This is a genomic window from Massilia sp. CF038 (assembly GCF_900129765.1).
GTDB lineage: Bacteria > Pseudomonadota > Gammaproteobacteria > Burkholderiales > Burkholderiaceae_D > Telluria_A.
This window is the reverse complement of the sequence record NZ_FQWU01000006.1, coordinates 22,343-43,566: the sequence shown is the minus strand read 5'-3', so window position 1 is coordinate 43,566 and position 21,224 is coordinate 22,343. Positions and strand designations below refer to the sequence as shown.

Here is a 21,224-nt window from a genome sequence, read left to right as displayed (position 1 = left end):
GGACGATGTGTCGAATTGAAGGAAGAATAAATGGAAGAAGACAACGCAAGCCGCAGCGGACCGAACGCCCAGGTTGTAGGCGTCAAGTCATGGATCGCCTATCTGGGCATCGTACTGCTGATCGCCATCCTGTTCGGCGGTCTGCTGCCGCTGGCATTTCTGGTCAACCCGATCGTCGCTGCAGTGGTGCTGGTGCTGTCCGCCATCCTGGTGGTCTACCGTTTCCTGCTGATCCGCAGCGTGCAGCTGTACTATGACGACATCGGCGTGTGGATGTACTCGGGTATCCTGCCCTGGAAGAAAGGCATCGCCGGCGTCAAGTGGCGCGACATGGATGAAGCCACCTTCGAGCAAGGCTTCTGGAGCTGGGCCACCGGTTCCTACACGATCCGCATCGGCCACCGCTTTACCAAGGCAAGCGAGATCCGTCTGACCAATATCGCGCGCGGCAAAGACGCCGTGACCAGGTTGAACGCAGAGCACCAGAACATGATTCGTGAAGGCCGCGTCGAATAGGAGGATGGCATGCGCATGCTTTGGGTCCTGACCGGGGCCGTCCTGTTGCAAGGCAGCGCAATCGGCGCCTGTCCGCCCGCTGGCATCACCCGCGCAGAACTGCTGTCGCTGCGCGCGGCCAAATGGGAAGTCCCCGACCCGGCCAAACGCCAGGCACTGGCACTTGGCATGCTTGACTGCCTGGCCGACCCCGACCCGGCGCTGCGCGATGATGCCGCCTTCGAGTCGATCCAGTTCATGCTGCGCGGGCGCCAGCTCGACGTGGCGACCATGCAAACCCTGCGCGTGGCGCTGCTGGCGCGTCTGGCCGAGGCCGACCACGCCGGGTTCAGCCGGCCGTTTGCGGCACTGGCACTGGCCGAAGTGGTGCGCGCCGACCGCATCCAAAGCTTCATGAGCGCAACGCAGCGCCACGAGATCGTCGGCGCCGGCAGTGCCTATCTGCGCACCCTGCGCGACTATCGCGGCTTTGACGCGCAGCAGGGATGGCGCCATGGCGTCGCCCACGGCGCTGATCTGATGCTGCAACTGGCCGTGCATCCGGCCTTGTCGCCGGACGAGCAGCGCACCGTGCTGGCTGCTGTCGCCGCGCAAATCAGCGCTCCCGCGCAGCAAGGGCATTTTTACCAGTACGGCGAGGGCGAACGCCTGATGGCCCCCGTGTTTTATCTGGCGCGGCGCGACAGCATCAGCAGCGAGCAATGGCAAGCCTGGTTCGCCGCGCTGTCCGTCACGCCCGGGCCGTTCACCCAAACATCACTCGCGCAGCGCCACAATCTGAAGGGCTTTCTGCAGCCTCTGTACGTCGCATTGGGCGAAAGCAGCGATGCGGCGCAACGGGCACGCATCATGCCCCATGTCGTAAAAGCGCTGAGGCAGCTCGATTAATGCTAATCTGACGCCCGCTGTACAGTTGCGCCCGTATATTTACAAGGTCATAACATCATGATGAAATCGAAAATCGCCCTTGCAGTCCTGCTGGGCTGCTTCGCCCTGTCGCCGGCGGACGCCGCCAAGCCAAAAAAGGCCAGCGCTGCAAAAACCAGCAAGACAGTCAAAGCCAAGGCAGGCAAAGCCCGTACCGTGGCCGCCGCCAAAAAAGGCGCCAAGGCCGGCAAAGCCAAGGGCAAGGGCAAGTCGCTTGCCGCCGCCGCGCCGGTGGCCCGCCCCGCCGCAGCCGAGGTGCGTACACCGGAAGCGTCGGGCGACCGCCGCTTCAATACGGTGAGCATGCAGTTCCTGGGCGCCTTGTGGAAAATGGATCCGGAGAGCGCGATCTACGTCGGTAAATACGATAGCGCCGCCACGCTGACCATTCCCAATCCGGAGACGCGCGCAGCGCAACTGGCGTTCATCAACGAATGGCTGGCGAAATTCGAAAAGATCGATGCCAGTAAACTGTCGACCCGCCAGCGCACCGACCACGCGCTGCTGGTCAACAAGCTGCAGTCGGACCGCTGGTACCTGACCACCTTCCGCGAATTCGAATGGAACCCGTCGCTGCACAATATCGCCGCGCCGCTGGATCTGATTTTGGGATCGGAATACGCGGCCAAGCCGCAGCGCCTGCGCACCCTGCTCAAGCGCCTGGCCAATGTGCCTGCCTTCTATGTGGCGGCGCAAGCGAGTATCGTCAACCCGACCCACGAACACACCGAGCTGGCGCTGACCCAGGCGCCCGGCACGATCACGGTGCTGGCCGATCTGGGCAAGGCGGCCCAGGATTCGATCCTGAGCGCGCAGGAAAAAGAGCTGTTTGCCCAGCGCATCGCGGCAGCCGGCACGGCGCTGATGGGCTATGTCGACTTCCTTACGGCGCTCGACAAGCAGCAGCAGGCCAGCGGCACGGCGCGTTCGTTCCGCATCGGTCGCGCCCTGTACGAACAGAAGTTCAACTACGACATCCAGGCCGGGGTCAGCGCCGAGCAGATGTACCAGAAGGCGCTGGCCGCGCGCGAGCAGCTGCTGCAGCGCATGGACGTGCTGGCCGATGACTTGTGGGGCAAGACCATGGGCGGCGCGGCCAAGCCGGCCGACCGCACGGCCAAAATCGGCATGGTGATCGACAAGCTGTCGGCCAACCACGTGGCACCGGAAAACTTCTTCCCCGAGATCCGGCGCCAGATTCCCGTGTTGCAGGACTGGGTCATCAAGAACAACCTGCTTACGCTCGATCCGAAAAAACCGCTGGTGGTGCGTGAAACGCCCATGTACCAGCGCGGCGTGGCCGGTGCCAGCATTGATGCGCCGGGCCCTTACCGGCCGCAGGACAAGACCTGGTACAACGTCACCCCGATGGATGGCATGACGCCGGCGCAGGCCGAAAGCCAGCTGCGCGAATACAACCACTGGATTCTGCAGATCCTCAACATCCACGAAGCGATTCCGGGCCACTACGCGCAGCTGGTGTATGCGAACAAGTCGCCGTCGCTGATCAAATCACTGTTCGGTAACGGCGCCATGGTCGAAGGCTGGGCCGTGTACGGCGAGCGCATGATGCTCGAATCGGGCTATGGCGACAACACGCCTGAAATGTGGCTGATGTACTCGAAGTGGAACCTGCGCACGGTCACCAACACCATCCTCGATTACAGCATCCACGTGCAAGGTCTGACCGAAGCGCAAGCGATGGACATGCTGATGCGCCAGGCCTTCCAGACCCGCAGCGAAGCCACCGAAAAATGGCACCGCGCGCAAGTGTCGTCGGTGCAGCTGACCAGCTACTTCAGCGGCTACAGCGAAATCATGGAGCTGCGCGAACGGCGCAAGCAGGCCCTGGGCCCGCGCTTCGATCTGAAGGCATTCCACGACCAGTTCCTTAGCTATGGGAGCGCGCCAGTCAAGATGATCGGCGAGCTGATGCAATAAGGATGGGCATGCGAATTGTGTTCGGGATGGCGCTGGCCGCCATCGCGCTGTATGCGCTTGCCTGTCTGGGCCTGTATCTGGCCCAGCGCTCGCTGATTTTTTATCCGCAGCCCCGCCGTTACGGCAATGAAAGCACGGTGCTCAAGATGCAGCTCAATGGCCAGCAATTGCTGGTCTCGAGCCGGCAGCAGGCTGGCCCCGATGCGGTGCTTTACTTCGGCGGCAATGCGGAAGACGTGTCAGGCAGCCTGCCGGCCGTGTCGGCTGCGTTTCCGGATCGCGCGGTCTATCTGCTGCACTACCGCGGCTACGGCGGCAGCGCCGGCAAACCAAGCCAGGAAGCGGTGTTTGCCGACGCGCTGGCGCTGTTTGACAAGCTCCATGCCGAGCATGCGCACATTACCGTGATCGGGCGCAGCCTGGGCAGCGGCGTGGCAGTGCACGTGGCCAGCCAGCGGCCAGTCGCGCGTCTGGTGCTGGTCACGCCCTACGACAGCATTGCCGGTCTGGCGGCGCAGCAGTTTCCGATTTTCCCGGTCAGTATTCTGCTGACCGATAAATTCGAATCCTGGCGCGATGCACCGCAAGTGACGGCGCCCACCACCATCATCGCAGCTGAAAACGATGAACTGATTCCACGCGCCAGTTCGGAGCTGTTATTCTCGCGCTTCAAGCCTGGGGTAGCGCGCTACGTGCAAATCCCGGCCACAGGACACAACACCATCTCGGACAGCGCTGACTATCCGAAAGCGCTGTCGCACTGATCAGGCGCGGTTCGGGACCAGCATCAGCAGGTCGGTGACGCCGATGTCAACGCCGGCTTGCGACAGCAGCGTGCTGGCCTGACCGCGATGGTGGGTCTGGTGATTGAAGAAGTGCAGCAGCACGCTGCCCAGCCGCTTGTCACCCACCACACCTTTGCTGTTCTGGTAATGCAGAGTGGCGTCCAGCGCGGCAGCGTCGAGCGTGGCGACCCACGCTTCAATCACGCCATCAAGCATGGCCCGGTGCGGGGCCAGCAGCGCCAGCTCGGTACTGAAGATGGTCGCCAGTGCCGGCGGTGTCGATAAGGCCAGCACTGGTGCCAGCGGGACTGCATGATCGGCCAGTGCGGCAAAGCGCTTGAGCCAGATGGTGTCGCCCGCCACGATGTGATTGAGCGTGCCGATGATGGAACCGAAAAAGGCGCCACGGTCCTGCTCCAGCGCCTGCTGCGGTAGCGCGGCTGCGGCGGCGTACAACTTCTCGTTCATCCAGCGGTTGTAGGACGCCAGCAGTACCAGATTGGCAATCTCTGCCATGTCCACCTCTTTATTCGTGTGCAAATTCGCACAAACGGGGTGCCTGCACGAGCAGGTAATCTTACCATCTTGAATTTTTATCCCTGTAGAATTTATTTTGGGATCCCTCTACAAACAGAAAACCGATCACCCCGATCTGGACGGTGAGGCCTCGTGCCGCCCGCACGTATCGAGACCTGGCCGGTCCCATATATAAGAGCAGAATAATCAGGAGACGAGACATGAAACTCGGCATCAAGCAACTGGTTGGACGCCTCGCTGCGTCGCTATGCATCCTTCTACCGATCAGCGCCAGCGCGCAAGTCACAGCCGGCCCCGGCGTCTGGAGCGCCAATCAAACCTGGGCCGCCGACAGCGTCAATGGCGGCAACCTCACGGGTTACTTCTACTGGCCGGCCAGCCAGCCGACACTGGGCGGCAAGCGCGCCCTGGTACTGGTATTGCATGGCTGCGCACAAACAGCCGCGGGCGATGTGATTGCCTCGGGCAGCGACCAGGGCTTCAACTGGAAAGCCGCCGCCGATCGCTACGGCGCCGTAATTCTGGCGCCAAATGCCACGGGGAATGTGTACGGCAGCCACTGCTGGGACTACGCCAGCACCCGCCACAACCGCAGCAGCGGGCACGATGCGGTACTGATCGATCTGATCAATCGCTTCGTCAGCAACAGCGCCTATGCGATCGATCCCAAGCAGGTGTATGTGACCGGTTTGTCGTCCGGCGGCGGCGAAACCATGGCGCTGGGCTGCATGGCGCCCGATATTTTTGCCGGCGTGGGTATTAACGCGGGCCCGCCGCCTGGCACCACCACCAGCCAGATCGGCTTCGTGCCGTCGGGATACACGGCCACGACGGCAGCCAACAATTGCAAGTCCCTCGCTGGCGGGAACGCATCGTACTTTGCCACGCAGATTGCCAGCGTCATCTGGGGCACCAGCGACTACACCGTGGCCCAGGCTTATGGCCCGATGGACGCAGCGGCCATGCGCGGCGCCTACGGCGGCAGCTTTACCAAGGGTAGCAACGCGGCCGTGGCGGGCGGCGGTACCGACACGCCTTATACCGATGCCAACGGCAAGCTGCGCACCTCGGAAATTGTGGTCGCCAGCATGGGGCACGCCTGGCCTGCCGGCAGTGGCGGCCAGAACAGCAACTACGTTGACGGCAACAAGGTCAATTACCCCAGCGTGGTGATGGATTTCTGGTTCAGGAACAATTTGCGCGCGACCGCGATACCCGCGCCGGTGATGACGGCGTGTAACGCCAGCGTGTCTGGCAATACCGCCACCATCAGCGGCGCCGCAACGGACGCCGGCGGCAGCATCAGCAGCTACCGCGTCATCTTGAACGGTCCCACGCCCATTAATCAGACCACTGGCAGCGGGACAAGTTTCAGTGTCGGCTACGCCCTGTCCAACGGCTATTACAGCGGCAGCGTGAGCGCCAGCGATGCCGGCACCGGACAAACCTCGGCAGCCTGCAATATCGCCCAGTTCCTGGTCGGACCAGTACCACCACTGGCACCACCGGCATCGCTGGCCGTGAGCAGCAGTACTGCCAACGCCATCACCCTTTCGTGGAGCGCGGTCAGTGGTGCTTCGGGCTACCACGTGTACAGGAACGGCAGCAAGATCACAGGCACGCCGGTCAGCGCCACCGGCTTTACCAATACCGGCCTGACGGCAAGCACCAGTTACAGCTATCAAGTGTCGTCGGTCAGCAGTGGTGGCGTGGAAAGCGCGCTCTCGAGCCCGGTCACCGGCACTACCAAGTCCGCATTCACGTGCAGCGCGACCACCAGCAGCAACTACGCGCACGTGAGCGCGGGCCGTGCCTACAACAGCGGCGGCTATGCGCTGGCAACGGGGTCGAACCAGAACATGGGGCTCAACAACACCTTCTACACCAGCACGCTGGCACAGACGGCAGCCGGTTACTTCGTGATTGGCAACTGTCCCTGATCGGCAGCGACACTGCGGTGGCCATAGCTCATGACACGCGTCATTTGCCATTGGCCATCGCTGTGACGCCAGATGGCCGTGAAATCGGCCATACCTTCGCACTTGCCGCTCTCGTACTGACAAAAGCGGTGCGCGCCCTGCACCAGGGCGCCAAAGCCCTTGATGGGGAACACGTGCAAGCTTCCCGGAATGAGTTCCCGGCGAAATTTGCCGCATGCATATTTAGCCGTGTTGGCCAGCATGGCGTCGCGGGTCCACGTCACGCCGCCATTGTCGTGATAGAACTCAACGTCGGGCGAAAAGAAACTGGCATGGCGCGCCAGTTGCGCCGGCTCCTGGCAACGGTTGAAGGCGTCGAAGGCGGCGCTGTCTGCCGCCGCCATTGCTTCGTACAAAGGATCGGCAGCCGTGGCGGGCAGGGCGAGGGCGCTCAGGGCGCAGGCAAGGAAGATTGTTTTCATGCTTCCAGTGTGACAGTGCGACCCGGGCCGTGCGATGCCGGCGCGACGAACGGCACGCGCATGGGGACCGATGGTGGCAAGCGCCGATAAACGGCCGACGCCGACACGCCATTGCGGCCTTCTCCTACTTACATTTCCGCTAACGCTGACTATTCTGAAAGCTGGCCTAACGACGGGAGACCGCCATGTTTTCTTTAAGCAAACTCAGCCCATCGGTCACGGACATGATCCGCTTCGACCATTCCCACGTCCTGGTAACTTTTCACCAATACACCGCCAACAGCCGCCCCAGCGTGAAGAAGGCGCTGGCAGACACCATCTGCGATGCGCTGGAAATCCATGCCACGCTGGAAGAAGAGATTTTCTACCCGGTCTTGCGGCGCCTGGATCCGAACGAACCCATCATCCAGAAAAGCGAACCCGAGCATGACGAAATGCGGCGCCTGATTGCCGAGCTGCGCGCGACCGATGCCAAAGATGTGCGTCACGATCAAATTCTTAACGACCTGATGCGCGACGTGATGCACCACGTGGCCGATGAGGAAACGGTGCTCCTGCCCGCAGCCGAAACCATGCTCAGCAAGGAAAGGCTGGAGGAACTGGGTACCCAGATGACCAGCCGCCGCTTGGCACTGCTGAAACCCAAGGCGGGCAAAATTGCCAAGAACACGGCAGTCGGTTTTTCCGGCAGCACGACGGCGATTGTGGTTGGCCTGGGTGCGGCCGTCATGGCAGCGCGCTTCATGTCCAAGAAATTGCCGGAGCCATCGCTCCAGCGGCATTAAATTGCGCTCAGGCAGCAGCCGGAATGGCTGCTGCAAAGGTCAGCACATTGCCGTCAATATCGAGGATGGAGAACTCGCGCTTGCCCCACGCCTTGTCACCAAGCAGGTCGTCGGGGTGCACCACGTCGAGCGCGAGATATTCCTGATATAGCGCTTCAATGTCGTCGACATTCACGCGGCAACCGGTGGCGCGCGGCACACTCGCGTCGCTGGTGAGCCAGAAGTGGATGTCGACCGGGCCGCGGCTGACCATGGCCACCGTGGGTTCGACCAGCACGCGCTCGAAGCCGAGGTGTTCGAAAAAGACTACGCTGCGCTCGATGTTCAGGGAGGCGAGCTTCGGAATTGCCGGTTTGAGCCATGCATGCATGCATCACCTCTTAGTCAATTGCTAAGAAGTATGCCAGTTTCATATGGTGAATTCAACGCGAATTTAGGACCCCAAGCACATCGCCCTCGCGGAGGCGGGGGCCTATACCACGCAGAACAACTTCGGCGGCATGGAATAGGCCCCCGCCTCCGCGAGGGCGATGTGGTGGTGCGCGTCAGGCGGTTTCTTCGGGCGCTTGCGTGGCTTTGACGAACATTGGCGCCACAATCAAGCCCAGCTCGAACAGCAAACACATGGGGATCGCCAGCGCCAGCATGCTGACCGCGTCCGGTGGCGTGACCACGGCGGCAAATACGAAGGCCGTGACAATGGCATACGGCCGCAATTCCTTGAGCTTTTCTACACTGACCATGCCCATGCGTACCAGGATCACCACCACCACCGGCACTTCGAACGCGGCCCCAAAGGCCAGGCACATGGACATGACAAAATCGAGATAGTTTTCAATATCCGGCATCACCGCAATTGACTGCGGAGAAAAATCGCTGATGAACTTGAACACCCGCCCGAACACGACAAAGTAGCAAAACGCCACGCCAGACATGAACAAGGCCGAAGACGACACCACCAGCGGCATGACCAGGCGCTTTTCGTGCGCGTACAAGCCCGGTGCGACGAAGGCCCACAGCTGATAGAACACCCAAGGCAGCGCCAGGATGATGGCAATAACCAAAGTCACCTTCATGGGCACCAGGAAAGGCGAAATGACGCCTGTAGCAATCATTTTCGCGCCCACCGGCAGCGAGTCGATCATCGGCTGCGCCAGGAAGTCGTAAATGCGGGAAGGACCGGGCCAGGCAAACAGGCCGGCAGCGACGATGGCAATGCCAATGATGGCTTTGACCAGGCGGTCGCGCAGTTCAATCAGATGAGAGATGAAGGTCTCTTCGCCCGGAGCGTTGTCTGTCATTTAGAAGAACGAAGAGGTTGAGCTTGCACGCGGACGGAACTTTTTCACGCGCGCGGCGCCAGAAATAATGTGCGACTTGCCGCCATTGCGCTGCTTGTACCAGCCAGGAATGGCCGAATTGCGGACCAGCTTTTTGCGGCGGAAGTCGCGCGCCTTGCGTTCCAGGTCGCTCATGGTGGCGGCCGGCATGGTCGAGGTGGGCAGGTCGCGCCAGGCGGACTCCACATCGTCCATGCTTTCCTTGATCGAGGTTTCGACGTCGGAGCGAATAGTCTGCGCCGTCTCTTCGACTTCCTTTTTCAGGTTGCGCAATTCTTCGAGCTCGATCTCGCGGCTGACCTCGGACTTGACCTCGTGCAGGTAACGCTGCATGCGGCCGTACAGACTCCCAGCCATGCGAGCCACTTTCGGCAACTTTTCGGGGCCAATCACGACCAGCGCCACCACGCCGATGACGGCGATTTTTGTCAGTCCAAGATCGATCATGGAGTTTTACAGCATCTGGCCAGGCGCAACGTGGGCGCGCATGGGCATCAGAGCTTGTTCTTCTCTTTCGTTTCGACGTCGATCGTGGTCTTGTCAGCCACCTGGCTTGGTGCAGAAGCAACTGGCTTGTCTTCTTCGCCGCGCACGCCATCCTTGAAGCCCTTGACGGCCTTGCCGATGTCGCCACCCATATTGCCCAGCTTTTTGGTACCAAACACCAGCACCACGACCACCAGCACGATCAGCCAGTGCCAAATACTCAATCCACCCATCATCTTCTCCTTGCCAGGCAAAAAGCCCGAATTCGTGAATGCCAACTTCGTTATTTTACGCGATGCAGCTCGTACGTGCCGTGGGCTCAGCCCTGGACCCGCCATGGGCGCGGTCCGCCCACCAGATGCAGGTGCAAATGGTAGACCTCCTGCCCACCATCCGGACCACTGTTGATCAAGGTCTTGTAACCGCCCTGCGGCTTGCCGTCAGCATCATACGATACCGCGCAACCATGCTCGGCTGCAAGTTTTGGTGCCAGTGCCAACATCTTGCCCAAAATGGGGGTGTGGCTGGCATCGCATTCGGACAAGGTCGACACATGCACCTTGGGAATGACCAGCAAGTGCACCGGTGCGTGCGGGTGGATATCTTTGAACGCGAGCAGATCGTCGTCCTCGTACACAACGGTCGAAGGAATTTGCTTGGCGACGATTTTGCAGAACAGGCAGTTGTCCATCGTGGGCTCCCGAGTATTAAATTAGGTAGGGCGAGCGGCTTTTTCGTCGATGCCCGACACGCCTTCGCGGCGGGCCAGCTCGTCGAGCACCTGCTGCGGGCTCAGGCCGAACTGGGCCAGCAAGACCATGGAATGGAACCACAGGTCGGCGCACTCGTACAGCACCTTGGCGCTATCGCCGTCGACGCGCGCATCTTTGGCGGCCATCACCAGTTCGGTCGCTTCTTCCCCGATTTTTTTCAGGATCGCGTCGTCACCTTTGGAAAACAAACGCGACACATACGAGGTGGCCGGGTCGCCGCCCTTGTCGATCTTGCGCGATTCGATCACTGCTGCCACACGGGCCAGGGTTACGCTCATTATGTGTTCTTTGGTTTGGAATAAATGGTGTCCGGATCCTGCAGCACCGGTTCGGTGACCTGCCAGTCGCCGCTTTTGGCGTCGCCGTCAAACTTCTGGAAGAAACAGGAATGGCGGCCGGTGTGGCAAGCGATGCCACCGGTCTGCTCGATCTTGAGCAGGACCACGTCTTCGTCGCAATCGAGGCGGATCTCCAGCACTTTCTGGGTGTGGCCCGACTCTTCACCCTTGTGCCACAGCTTCTTGCGCGAGCGGCTCCAGTACACTGCCTCACCCAGCTCCACCGTTTTGGACAACGCATCACGGTTCATCCAGGCGAACATCAGCACATCGTTCGAACCTGCTTCCTGGGCGATGACAGGCACCAGCCCGTGTTCATCCCATTTGACTTTCTTGAGCCATTTTGCGTTGGCTCCAGCTGCACTGTTAGGCATACAAATCTCCTAATCCAAACGCATGGGGATGCCCTGCGCGGCCATGAAGCGCTTCGCTTCCTGCACCGTGTGCTGCCCGTAGTGGAAGATGCTGGCTGCGAGCACGGCATCGGCCTTGCCAATTTTGATGCCGTCGGCCAGATCCTGCAGGCCACCCACGCCGCCGGAGGCGATGACGGGAATGCCCACCGCGTTCGATACGCTGCTGGTCAGGCCCAGGTCGAAGCCGACCTTGGTACCGTCACGGTCCATGGAGGTGAGCAGAATTTCGCCGGCACCGAGTTTTTCCATCTTCATTGCCCATTCGACCGCGTCCAGACCTGTGGCCTTGCGCCCACCGTGGGTGAACACTTCCCATTTGCCCGGCGCCACCTGCTTGGCGTCGATCGCCACCACGATGCATTGCGAGCCGTGCTTTTGCGAGGCGTCGAACACCAGTTCCGGATTGGTGACGGCCGAGGTGTTCATGCTGACCTTGTCAGCGCCGGCATTGAGCAGACGGCGCACATCTTCCACCTTGCGCACACCGCCACCGACGGTGAGCGGAATGAACACGGTGGAGGCCACTGCTTCGATGATGTGCAGGATCAGGTCGCGCCCATCGCTGGAAGCGGTAATGTCGAGGAAGGTGATTTCGTCGGCACCCTGCTGGTCGTAGCGGCGTGCGATTTCCACCGGATCGCCCGCGTCGCGCAGCTCGGTGAAATTGACGCCCTTGACAACGCGGCCATCGGTCACGTCCAGGCAGGGGATGATTCGTTTTGCGAGCATTGTTATTCGGCTGCTGCGCCGTCGGTGAGTTCGTCGGCGCGCGTTTGCGCTTCGCCGAGATTGATGGTGCCTTCGTAGATCGAGCGGCCGCAAATGACGCCTTCGATGCCTTCGTCCTGTACTGCGCACAGGGCTTCAACGTCGCCAATGTTGTGCAGGCCGCCCGAGGCGATGATGGGAATGCGTACCGACTGGGCCAGCTTGACGGTGGCTTCGATGTTGATGCCGCCCATCATGCCGTCGCGGCCGATGTCGGTGTAGATGATCGATTCCACGCCATAGGCTTCGAATTTCTGCGCCAGGTCGATCACTTCGTGGCCACTCATCTTGCTCCAGCCATCGGTGGCGACCTTGCCATCCTTGGCGTCCAGGCCGACGATGATACTGCCCGGGAAAGCGCCGCAGGCGTCATGCAGGAAGCCCGGGTTCTTGACCGCGGCGGTGCCGACGATGATGTAGGTGATGCCGTCGTCCAGATAGCGCTCGATGGTGTCCAGGTCACGGATGCCGCCGCCCAGTTGCACGGGGATCTCGTCGATGTCATTGTCGACCGCGAATTCCTGCACCACCTGCAGAATCGATTTGACGGCCGACTCGTTCTTGGGTTTACCGGCAAAGGCGCCATTCAGGTCGACCAGATGCAGGCGGCGTGCGCCCTGCTTGAGCCAGTGCAGCGCCATTTCGGCAGGGTCTTCCGAGAAGACGGTGGCAAGTTCCATATCGCCCTGTTTGAGGCGAACGCAGTGACCGTCTTTCAGGTCGATGGCAGGAATGAGCAGCATGATCGGTATCAGTTGTTAAAGGGTTGAGTTGAAATCAGGGATTCCAGTGAACGAAATTCTTGTACAGCTGCAGTCCGGCGCCGGCGCTTTTCTCCGGGTGGAACTGGGTCGCAAAAATATTATCGCGGGCGACGGCGCAGCAGAACGGCGCGCCGTAATCCGTTTCGCCAGCGGTGTAGGCGGCGTCGGTCTGCACGTAGTAGCTGTGCACGAAATAGAACCACGCATCGTCGGCAATGCCTTCCCACAGAGCGTGCGGGCGCACCTGCTTGACGCGGTTCCAGCCCATTTGCGGGACCTTGAAACGCGAGCCGTCTTCCTGCACGCGGCCTTCAAGCTGAAAGCGCACCACTTTGCCGGGCAACAGGCCCAGGCCAGGCGTATCGCCTTCTTCGCTGACATCGAACAGCATCTGCTCGCCCACGCACACGCCCATCATGGGGCGCGTTTTCGAGGCACGGAGCAGGGCTTCTTCAACGCCGGAGGCGCGCAGGCTGGCCATGCAGTCGCGCATGGCACCCTGGCCAGGCAGCACGATGCGGTCGGCGCTGTCGATGTCGGCCACTTCGCCGGAAATGAGGACGTTGGCGTCCGGTGCCACCGCGCGCAAGGCTTGTGCGACGGAGCGCAGATTGCCCATGCCGTAATCGACTACTACAATTTTTTTCATCGCGAGATCGATTGCCGGCTTACAGGCTGCCCTTGGTGGATGGAATGGTGCCAGCCGAACGCGCGTCCAGCTCGGCAGCCATGCGCAGCGCGCGGCCGAAGGCTTTGAACACGGTTTCGCACTGGTGGTGGGCGTTCTCGCCGCGCAGGTTGTCGATGTGGAGCGAGACCAGGGCGTGGTTGACGAACCCCTGGAAGAATTCGTGCGCCAGGTCGACATCGAACGCGCCGATCATGGAGCGCTTCCAGGGCACGTGCATTTCCAGCCCCGGACGGCCGGAGAAATCGATGACCACGCGCGACAGCGCTTCATCCAGCGGCACGTAGGCATGGCCGTAGCGGCGGATGCCCTTCTTGTCGCCGATGGCCTTGGCCACTGCCATGCCGAGCGTGATGCCAGTGTCTTCCACGGTGTGGTGGGCGTCGATGTGCAGATCGCCCACGCATTCGATGTCCAGATCGATCAGGCCGTGACGGGCAATCTGGTCGAGCATGTGATCGAGGAAGGGCACGCCGGTGTTCAGCTTTTGCTGGCCGGTGCCGTCGAGGTTGATCGACAAGCGGATTTGCGTCTCGTTGGTGTTGCGCGTAATTTCTGCGGTGCGGGTCATGGACGTTGCTCGGTTAGTGCGAAATCAGCGATGCCTTGAGGGCATCCAGGAAAGCGGAATTTTCTTCCGGCGTACTCACGGTCACACGAATGCAGTTAGCCAGCATCTCGTGCATTTTACTCACATTTTTGACCATGACCTTGTCCTCAATGAGTTTCGTGCAGGCGGCGGCGGCATCGGGCACGCGCACCAGCAGGAAATTCGCTGCAGAGGGAAAAACGGTGACGCCTGGCAAACGCGCCAGGTCGCTCGATAATTGCTCGCGGGCGGCGATCAGCTTCGACGCTTGATCGTTCAGCACATCAATGTTGTCCAGCGCAAACTCAGCGGCAATCTGGGTCAGCACGTTCACGTTATACGGCGGGCGCACCTTCTCGAACTGTTCCAGCAGGGCCGGCGCGGCCGCCATGTAGCCCAGGCGGATGCCGGCCAGGCCCAGTTTGGAGACCGTGCGCATGACGATCATGTTCTCGAACTCGGGCAGGCGGTGCATGAAGCTGGTGCGGGCAAACGGGCCGTAGGCTTCGTCGACAACGGCAATGCCCGTGTCGCCCAGCGCGCGGATGATGGCCACCACGTCGTCTTCCTTGAACAGGTTGCCGGTCGGGTTGTTGGGGTAAGCCAGGAAGACCACGGCCGGCTTGTGCTTGGCAATGGCAGCCAGCATGGCGTCCAGGTCGAGCGTCAGGTCGGCGCGCAGCGGCACGCCCACAAATTCGGCGCCGACCAGCATGGCAGTGCGCGCAAACATCACGAAGGCCGGTACCGGCGCCATGATCGTGGCGCGCTTGCCTGGTCCGGTGACGGCAGTGGCGATCATCGAAATGATTTCATCGGAGCCGTTGCCGAGGATGACGTCATACCCCTTCGGCACACCCAGGCGCGCGCGGATCTTGTGTTTCAGGCTGGCGTAGCTGGGCACCGGATAGCGGTTCAGCACTGCTTCGGCCAGGCGCCGGCCCAGTTCCGCGCGCATGTGGATCGGCAGCGGGTACGGGTTTTCCATCGCGTCGAGCTTGATGTAGCCGCTGGACTCCGGGACGTGATACGAGGCGTCGGCCAGGATCTCGGGACGGATGGTATTGGCCAGCAGCTTGTCGATGGAACTCATGCTTCTACTTTCTGTGCGTTGGTTTTGCGTTTGACTGGTTTTTTGACGGCCTGCTGTTCGGGCGCGGCCAGGCGGCTTTGAATGATCTCGCAGTAAGCGGGATTGAGTTCGAAGCCGACAAAATTGCGGCCGCAGCGCTTGGCCGCGATGGCGGTGGTGCCGCTGCCCATGAACAGGTCGAGCACCACGCCGTCCGGCGGGCAAGAGGCCTTGACCATGCGTTCAATGATCTCCAGCGGCTTTTGGGTCGGATGGTCGGCACGCTCCGGGTGTTCCTTGTGCAGGCGCGACACGCTCCACAGGTCCTTGGGGTTGTAGCCGATCTCCAGCCATTTCGCGCCGACGAAAATGGAGCGTGAACGCAGCTTCTTGGTCTCGGCGTCGTACGGAATGCGCACAGCGTCCAGGTCGAAGTAGTAATCCTTGCGGTTCACGAAAAAGCCGATGGTGTCGTGTACCGAACTGAAACTGCGCACGCTGCCGCCCATGGAAGGCACGCGGCGGTCCCAGATAATCTCGTTCATCATCGTCATGCGCTTTTTCAGCATGACGAAAATCTCCGGCGAAAAGCGCCAGGTCAAAAAAATATACAGGCTGCCGTTGGGTTTGAGCTTGGGCAGGGCCTTGGCGATCCATTGCTCGGTCCAGGCCAGGTAGTCGGCCACGCTTTGCTGGTCCGAGTCGTTACCGTAGTCCTTGCCCAGGTTGTAGGGTGGATCAGTCAGGATCAGATCGATGGAACCGTCCGGGATGCGCTCCAGCCCGGAAAGCGCATCCTCGCAAAAGATCTGATTGACCCAGTTGGTGCTCATGGCACCGGTTTCAAACGCAGTTCGGCGCTGCGGGCGTGGGCCTGCAAGCCTTCGCCGTACGCCAGTTCGGCGGCAACGCGGCCCAGCGTTTGCGCGCCGGCTTCGCTGACGAAAATAATCGACGAGCGCTTCTGGAAGTCGTACACGCCCAGCGGCGAGGAAAAGCGTGCCGTGCGCGAGGTTGGCAGCACGTGATTCGGGCCACAACAATAATCGCCCAGCGACTCGGACGAAAAACGCCCCAGGAACATGGCGCCGGCGTGGCGGATCTGGTCAGCCCACTGCTGCGGATTCTCGGCCGAAATCTCCAGGTGCTCGGCAGCGATCGCATTGGCGATGTCGCAGGCTTCCTGCATGTCGCGTACCTTGATCAAGGCACCGCGGTCGCTCATGGAAGTGCGGATGGTCTCGTGACGCGGCATGGTCGGCAACAGCTTGTGGATGCTCGCCTCCACGCGGGCGATGTAGTCGGCGTCCGGGCACAGCATGATGGCTTGCGCCAGTTCGTCGTGCTCTGCCTGCGAGAACAGGTCCATGGCGACCCAGTCGGGGTCAGTCGTGCCGTCGCACAGCACCAGAATTTCGGACGGACCGGCAATCATGTCGATGCCGACGGTGCCAAAGACGCGGCGCTTGGCCGCAGCCACATAGGCGTTGCCGGGGCCGACGATCTTGTCAACCGGCGCAATGGTGGCAGTACCGTAGGCAAGCGCGCCCACGGCCTGCGCACCGCCGATGGTAATCACGCGCGTGACGCCGGCAATGGCGGCGGCAGCGAGCACCATCTGGTTCTTTACGCCGTCCGGCGTGGGCACGACCATGATGATCTCTTGTACGCCAGCCACCTTGGCGGGAATCGCGTTCATCAGCACGGATGACGGATAGGCAGCCTTGCCACCAGGGACGTAGATGCCGACCCGGTCGAGCGGCGTGATTTTTTGGCCCAGCACGGTGCCATCTGGCTCGGTGTAGGTAAAGCCGCCGAGCTCCTGCTTCTGGCGCTCGTGGAATGCGCGAATGCGCTCGGCGGCGGTTTGCAGTGCGGCGCGCTGGGCCTGCGGCAGGCCATCCAGCGCGGCCTGCAGTTCGGCCTGGGCGACATCGAAGTGCGCCATGCTGGCCGCGCCACCGGGGATGCGGTCGAAGCGGTTGGTGTACTCCAGGACGGCGGCGTCGCCGCGGGTTTTCACATCATGCAGGATGGATGCGACAGATTTCTCGATGGCTTCGTCGGTGGATGCTTCAAATGCGAGCAGTGCATCGAGGCTTTGTTTGAAGTCCGGCTGGGCCGAATCGAGCTTGCGAATCTGTAGCGACATGATGTTCAATTATTGGTTAAGTTTCGACGCTCGTTCGAACGCCTCAAGTATCGGTTGCAAGCGCTCACGCTTGAGTTTGAGCGCGGCCTGGTTGACCACCAGGCGCGAGGAGATATCCATGATCTCTTCGACTTCGACCAGGTTGTTGGCGCGCAGCGTGCTGCCGGTGGAAACCACGTCGACAATCGCGTCGGACAGGCCGACAATCGGGGCCAGCTCCATCGAGCCATACAGCTTGATCAGGTCGACGTGCACGCCTTTGGCGGCAAAGTGTTCGCGTGCGGTGTTGACGAACTTGGTCGCCACGCGCAGACGGGCGCCCTGACGTACAGCCTTTTCGTAATCGAAGCCCGCGTTCACCGCGACCGACATGCGGCACTTGGCGATGCTCAGGTCAATCGGCTGGTACAAGCCTTCGCCGCCGTGTTCAAGCAGGACGTCCTTGCCGGCCACGCCGAAGTCCGCCGCGCCGTGCTGCACATAGGTGGGCACATCGGACGCGCGTACGATAATCACGCGCACGTTCGGATCGTTGGTGGCGAGGATCAGCTTGCGCGAGGTCTCCGGGTTTTCAAGCACGGTGATGCCGGCCGCTTCCAGCAGCGGCAGGGTGTCCTCGAAAATGCGGCCTTTCGACAGCGCCAGGATCAACTGCGAGCTAAATGGCGACTGGGCCGCGATACTGAATTGACTCATCTGCGCTGCCTTATTTGACGCGCACGATGTTCGCGCCCACTTGCGACAGCTTCACTTCCATGCGGTCGTAACCGCGGTCGAGGTGATAGATGCGGTCGATGATGGTTTCGCCCTTGGCAGCCATGGCGGCAATCACCAGCGAGGCCGAAGCACGCAGGTCGGTTGCCATCACGGGTGCGCCGACCAGGTGGTCAACACCCTTGATGAAGGCGGTGTTGCCTTCGGTCTGGATGGACGCGCCCAGGCGGTTCATTTCCTGCACATGCATGAAGCGGTTTTCAAAAATGGTTTCGGTCACGCGGCTGGTGCCGGAAGCGACCGTGTTCACTGCCATGAACTGCGCTTGCATGTCGGTCGGGAAGCCCGGATATTCGGTGGTACGGAACGATACCGGCTTCGGACGGCTGCTCATCTGGGCGCGGATCGAATCCGGCGTCGCAGTGAGCACCACGCCGATGTCGCGCAGCTTGTCGAGCGCCACATCAAAAATGTCGGTGCGGGTGTTCTTGAGCAGAATGTCGCCACCGGTGGCCGCGACTGCGCACAGGAAGGTCGCCGCTTCAATGCGGTCGGAAATCACCGCGTGGCTGGCGCCATGCAGTTCGGCCACGCCCTGGATCACCAGGCGGTCGGTGCCGATTCCTTCAATCTTGGCGCCCATCTTCACCAGCAGGTGCGCCAGGTCGGTCACTTCCGGTTCGCGCGCGGCGTTTTCCAGCACGGTTTCGCCTTCGGCCAGGGTCGCTGCCATGAGCAGGTTTTCGGTACCGGTGACGGTGATCATGTCGGTGTGGATGCGGGCGCCCTTGAGCTTCTTGCACTTGGCGTAGATGTAGCCGCCTTCAATGGTGATCTCGGCGCCCAGCGCCTGCAGACCCTTGATGTGCTGATCGACCGGACGCGAACCGATCGCGCAGCCGCCTGGCAGCGAGACCTTGGCTTCGCCAAAGCGTGCCAGCAACGGACCCAGTACCAGAATCGAAGCGCGCATGGTTTTTACCAGCTCGTAGGGCGCTTCCAGCGTGTCGATGGCGCTGCCGTTGAGGGTCACGCGCTCGTCGTCCTGATCGACCTTGAGGCCGGTTTTTGCCAGCAGCTTGAGCATGGTCTTGACGTCGTGCAGGCGCGGCACGTTCGACAGTTCCAGATTGCCTGCGGTGAGCAGGCCGGCGCACAGGATCGGCAGGGCCGCGTTCTTGGCGCCGCTGATGACGATCTCGCCGTCAAGGCGGTTGCCGCCGATGATTTTAAGCTGGTCCATGTTTTATCCTTGGTATTCTTCAGGGGTCAGGGTCTTCATCGACAGCGCGTGAATTTCTTCGCGCATGCGGTCGCCCAGTGCTGCGTAGACGATCTGGTGACGCTGGATCGGCCGCTTGCCGGCAAAGGCAGGCGAGACGATGACGGCGGTGAAGTGCTGGCCGTCGCCCTCCACTTCGAGGTGGGTGCATTCGAGACCGGCGCTGATGTAGCCGTGGATAAGTTCGGGAGTGGTCGCCACGATAATTCCTAAGTTAGTGACGCAGCTTGTAGCCGCGTTTGAGCAAGTTGATGGCGATCCCCGCGAGTACCACGAAGAACACCGACACGATCGCAAGGCTCATCCACGGCGAAACGTCGGACTTGCCGAAGAAGCCGTAGCGGAAGCCATCGATCATGTAGAAGAATGGATTGAAATGCGAAATCGCCTGCCAGAACGGCGGCAGCGATTTGATCGAATAGAACACGCCGGACAGGAAGGTGGCCGGCATGATCAGGAAGTTCTGGAAGGCCGCCAGCTGGTCGAATTTTTCCGCCCAGATGCCGGCGATGACGCCCATGGTGCCGAGGATGGCGGCGCCCATCAGCGCAAATACCAGGATCCACAGCGGCGCCTCGAACGACAGGTGGGCGGCCCACACGGTGACGGTGAACACGCCAAGGCCCACGGCCAGGCCGCGCACCACGGAGGCCAGCACGTAGGCCGAGATGATTTCCCAGTGCGACAGCGGCGGCAGCAGAATGAAGACCAGGTTGCCAGTGATTTTGGACTGGATCAGCGAGGACGAGGAATTGGCAAACGCGTTTTGCAGCACGCTCATCATCACCAGACCGGGAATCAGGAAGGCGGTGTAGGTGGTGCCGTGCACTTCGACCCGGCCTTCGAGCACGTGGCCAAAGATCAGCAGGTAGAGCATGGCCGTGAGGACGGGCGCAGCCACGGTCTGCGTGGCGACTTTCCAGAAGCGCAGCGTCTCCTTGTACAGCAGGGTCTGGAAACCGACGGAGATGAAACTCATAAAGCACCCTTGTCCATGATCTGCAAGAAGATATCTTCGAGATCGGCTTGCTGCAACTGCATTTCGTCGATGACGGCGCCGCTTTCGCGCAGGCGCGCCAGGATCGGTTCGACGTCGGTGTATTCGTTCACGCGCAGCGAATACTTGTTGCCACCGCTGTTGCCACTATCGTGTTCGTCGTGCGACACCAGGTGGCGCAAGTCCTCGGGCAAGTCGCCGCTGGCCAGGTGCACAATCAGCTGCGAACCCGAGATGCGGCGGATCAGGGCCGACATGGTGTCCAGCGCAACCACCTGGCCGGCCTTGAGCATGGCCACGCGCTGGCACATGGCTTGCGCTTCTTCCAGATAGTGGGTGGTCAGCACCACGGTGTGGCCTTCGCGGTTCAGGCGCGAGATGAACTTCCACAGGGTCTGGCGCAGCTCCACATCCACACCGGCGGTGGGCTCGTCGAGCACGATCACGGGCGGCTTGTGGACCAGGGCCTGGGCCACCAGCACACGCCGCTTCATGCCGCCGGACAGGGCGCGCATGTTGACGTCCGCCTTGTTGGTCAGGTCCAGTTCGCCCATGACCTCGTCGATCCACTTGTCGTTGTTCTTCAGGCCAAAGTAACCGGACTGCAGGCGCAGCGTTTCGCGCACCGTGAAGAAGGGATCAAACACGAGTTCCTGCGGCACCACGCCCAGCTTGCCGCGTGCAGCGCGAAAATCGGTGACGACGTCGTGGCCGTGGATGGCGACACTGCCCACATCGGGCCGGATCAAGCCGGCGATGGTGGAAATGAGCGTGGTCTTGCCGGCGCCGTTGGGGCCCAGCAAACCGAAGAATTCGCCTTCTTCGATGCTCAGGGACACGCCGCCCAAGGCCTTGAGGGACTTGTAGCTTTTTTCGACCTTGGTAATCTGGATTGCAGTCATGCTTTTTTCAGGTGAGCTTCGGATGTATATACAGCATGCATATACAGTGCG

At 61.3% G+C, this 21,224-nt stretch carries 27 protein-coding genes; 6 read left to right on the top strand and 21 right to left on the bottom strand.

Features of this window, described 5'->3' with window-relative positions; genetic code table 11:
* Positions 1–30 precede the first annotated feature (30 nt).
* Genes BUC24_RS24390 through BUC24_RS24375 form a run of 4 tightly spaced genes read left to right on the top strand, consistent with a single transcriptional unit; the run spans position 31 to position 4,148 of the window.
* Positions 31–516: a hypothetical protein gene (locus BUC24_RS24390; protein ID WP_073223016.1), complete on the top strand. Its 486-nt coding sequence runs from the start codon at positions 31–33 to the stop codon at positions 514–516.
* Positions 517–525: 9 nt separating this feature from the next.
* Positions 526–1,404 carry a DUF2785 domain-containing protein gene (locus tag BUC24_RS24385; RefSeq protein WP_083599133.1) on the top strand — a complete coding sequence of 293 codons (879 nt, stop codon included), beginning with the start codon at positions 526–528 and terminating at the stop codon, positions 1,402–1,404.
* 57 nt (positions 1,405–1,461) lie between these two features.
* The gene (locus tag BUC24_RS24380) at positions 1,462–3,384 is read left to right on the top strand and encodes a DUF885 domain-containing protein (RefSeq protein ID WP_083599132.1); all 1,923 of its coding nucleotides are present in this window, start codon (positions 1,462–1,464) and stop codon (positions 3,382–3,384) included.
* A gap of 8 nt (positions 3,385–3,392) precedes the next feature.
* A complete protein-coding gene (locus BUC24_RS24375; protein ID WP_229448667.1) occupies positions 3,393–4,148 on the top strand; it encodes an alpha/beta hydrolase in 756 nt (251 codons plus the stop codon).
* Here BUC24_RS24375 and BUC24_RS24370 read toward each other — a convergent pair whose 3' ends face one another.
* Positions 4,149–4,685, bottom strand: a complete 537-nt coding sequence (locus tag BUC24_RS24370; RefSeq protein ID WP_073223014.1) for a DinB family protein — start codon at positions 4,683–4,685, stop codon at positions 4,149–4,151.
* Positions 4,686–4,906: 221 nt separating this feature from the next.
* Between BUC24_RS24370 and BUC24_RS24365 the strand changes: the two genes are divergently transcribed.
* Positions 4,907–6,646: an extracellular catalytic domain type 1 short-chain-length polyhydroxyalkanoate depolymerase gene (locus BUC24_RS24365; protein ID WP_073223012.1), complete on the top strand. Its 1,740-nt coding sequence runs from the start codon at positions 4,907–4,909 to the stop codon at positions 6,644–6,646.
* Here the strand turns inward: BUC24_RS24365 and BUC24_RS24360 are convergent.
* Positions 6,619–7,107, bottom strand: coding sequence for a nuclear transport factor 2 family protein (locus BUC24_RS24360; protein WP_073223010.1), 489 nt, complete (start codon positions 7,105–7,107; stop codon positions 6,619–6,621). The genes BUC24_RS24365 and BUC24_RS24360 overlap by 28 nt on opposite strands.
* A gap of 185 nt (positions 7,108–7,292) precedes the next feature.
* Between BUC24_RS24360 and BUC24_RS24355 the strand changes: the two genes are divergently transcribed.
* Positions 7,293–7,892, top strand: coding sequence for a hemerythrin domain-containing protein (locus BUC24_RS24355; RefSeq protein WP_073223007.1), 600 nt, complete (start codon positions 7,293–7,295; stop codon positions 7,890–7,892).
* 7 nt (positions 7,893–7,899) lie between these two features.
* On the opposite strand, the gene BUC24_RS24350 is transcribed toward BUC24_RS24355, so the two are convergent.
* The 19 genes from BUC24_RS24350 to BUC24_RS24260 form a co-directional block, all read right to left on the bottom strand.
* Positions 7,900–8,262: a VOC family protein gene (locus BUC24_RS24350; protein ID WP_073223006.1), complete on the bottom strand. Its 363-nt coding sequence runs from the start codon at positions 8,260–8,262 to the stop codon at positions 7,900–7,902.
* Between the two features lie 175 nt (positions 8,263–8,437).
* Positions 8,438–9,193, bottom strand: a complete 756-nt coding sequence (gene tatC, locus BUC24_RS24345; RefSeq protein WP_073223004.1) for a twin-arginine translocase subunit TatC — start codon at positions 9,191–9,193, stop codon at positions 8,438–8,440.
* Positions 9,194–9,679 (bottom strand): Sec-independent protein translocase protein TatB, encoded by a 486-nt coding sequence (gene tatB, locus BUC24_RS24340; RefSeq protein ID WP_073223003.1) that lies wholly within the window; start codon positions 9,677–9,679, stop codon positions 9,194–9,196.
* A gap of 47 nt (positions 9,680–9,726) precedes the next feature.
* The gene (gene tatA, locus BUC24_RS24335) at positions 9,727–9,951 is read right to left on the bottom strand and encodes a Sec-independent protein translocase subunit TatA (protein ID WP_073223001.1); all 225 of its coding nucleotides are present in this window, start codon (positions 9,949–9,951) and stop codon (positions 9,727–9,729) included.
* An 86-nt stretch (positions 9,952–10,037) separates the two neighbouring features.
* Positions 10,038–10,409, bottom strand: a complete 372-nt coding sequence (locus tag BUC24_RS24330) for a histidine triad nucleotide-binding protein (RefSeq protein ID WP_073222999.1) — start codon at positions 10,407–10,409, stop codon at positions 10,038–10,040.
* 21 nt (positions 10,410–10,430) lie between these two features.
* A complete protein-coding gene (locus BUC24_RS24325; protein WP_073222997.1) occupies positions 10,431–10,769 on the bottom strand; it encodes a phosphoribosyl-ATP diphosphatase in 339 nt (112 codons plus the stop codon).
* A complete protein-coding gene (gene hisI, locus BUC24_RS24320) occupies positions 10,769–11,203 on the bottom strand; it encodes a phosphoribosyl-AMP cyclohydrolase (protein ID WP_073222995.1) in 435 nt (144 codons plus the stop codon). Before hisI ends, BUC24_RS24325 begins: the two co-directional genes overlap by 1 nt.
* Before the next feature lie 9 nt (positions 11,204–11,212).
* A complete protein-coding gene (gene hisF / locus BUC24_RS24315; protein ID WP_073222994.1) occupies positions 11,213–11,974 on the bottom strand; it encodes an imidazole glycerol phosphate synthase subunit HisF in 762 nt (253 codons plus the stop codon).
* Between the two features lie 2 nt (positions 11,975–11,976).
* Positions 11,977–12,756, bottom strand: coding sequence for a 1-(5-phosphoribosyl)-5-[(5-phosphoribosylamino)methylideneamino]imidazole-4-carboxamide isomerase (hisA, locus tag BUC24_RS24310; protein ID WP_073222992.1), 780 nt, complete (start codon positions 12,754–12,756; stop codon positions 11,977–11,979).
* Positions 12,757–12,790: 34 nt separating this feature from the next.
* Positions 12,791–13,426: an imidazole glycerol phosphate synthase subunit HisH gene (hisH, locus tag BUC24_RS24305; RefSeq protein WP_073222990.1), complete on the bottom strand. Its 636-nt coding sequence runs from the start codon at positions 13,424–13,426 to the stop codon at positions 12,791–12,793.
* Between the two features lie 19 nt (positions 13,427–13,445).
* Positions 13,446–14,036, bottom strand: coding sequence for an imidazoleglycerol-phosphate dehydratase HisB (gene hisB, locus BUC24_RS24300; protein ID WP_073222988.1), 591 nt, complete (start codon positions 14,034–14,036; stop codon positions 13,446–13,448).
* Between the two features lie 13 nt (positions 14,037–14,049).
* Entirely contained in the window at positions 14,050–15,147 is a 1,098-nt protein-coding gene (hisC, locus tag BUC24_RS24295; protein ID WP_073222986.1) for a histidinol-phosphate transaminase, read from the bottom strand.
* Positions 15,144–15,959, bottom strand: a complete 816-nt coding sequence (locus BUC24_RS24290) for a DNA-methyltransferase (protein ID WP_073222984.1) — start codon at positions 15,957–15,959, stop codon at positions 15,144–15,146. The genes hisC and BUC24_RS24290 overlap by 4 nt, the downstream gene beginning before the upstream one ends.
* Positions 15,956–17,278 (bottom strand): histidinol dehydrogenase, encoded by a 1,323-nt coding sequence (gene hisD, locus BUC24_RS24285; protein WP_073223245.1) that lies wholly within the window; start codon positions 17,276–17,278, stop codon positions 15,956–15,958. The genes BUC24_RS24290 and hisD overlap by 4 nt, the downstream gene beginning before the upstream one ends.
* Before the next feature lie 9 nt (positions 17,279–17,287).
* Positions 17,288–17,974: an ATP phosphoribosyltransferase gene (gene hisG / locus BUC24_RS24280; protein WP_073222982.1), complete on the bottom strand. Its 687-nt coding sequence runs from the start codon at positions 17,972–17,974 to the stop codon at positions 17,288–17,290.
* A 10-nt stretch (positions 17,975–17,984) separates the two neighbouring features.
* Positions 17,985–19,235 carry a UDP-N-acetylglucosamine 1-carboxyvinyltransferase gene (gene murA / locus BUC24_RS24275; RefSeq protein ID WP_073222981.1) on the bottom strand — a complete coding sequence of 417 codons (1,251 nt, stop codon included), beginning with the start codon at positions 19,233–19,235 and terminating at the stop codon, positions 17,985–17,987.
* Positions 19,236–19,238: 3 nt separating this feature from the next.
* On the bottom strand, positions 19,239–19,475 hold the full coding sequence (locus BUC24_RS24270) for a BolA family protein (RefSeq protein WP_073222979.1): 237 nt from the start codon (positions 19,473–19,475) through the stop codon (positions 19,239–19,241).
* 13 nt (positions 19,476–19,488) lie between these two features.
* Positions 19,489–20,253 carry an ABC transporter permease gene (locus BUC24_RS24265; RefSeq protein ID WP_073222977.1) on the bottom strand — a complete coding sequence of 255 codons (765 nt, stop codon included), beginning with the start codon at positions 20,251–20,253 and terminating at the stop codon, positions 19,489–19,491.
* Positions 20,250–21,173 (bottom strand): ABC transporter ATP-binding protein, encoded by a 924-nt coding sequence (locus BUC24_RS24260; protein ID WP_073222975.1) that lies wholly within the window; start codon positions 21,171–21,173, stop codon positions 20,250–20,252. Before BUC24_RS24260 ends, BUC24_RS24265 begins: the two co-directional genes overlap by 4 nt.
* Positions 21,174–21,224: the final 51 nt, after the last annotated feature.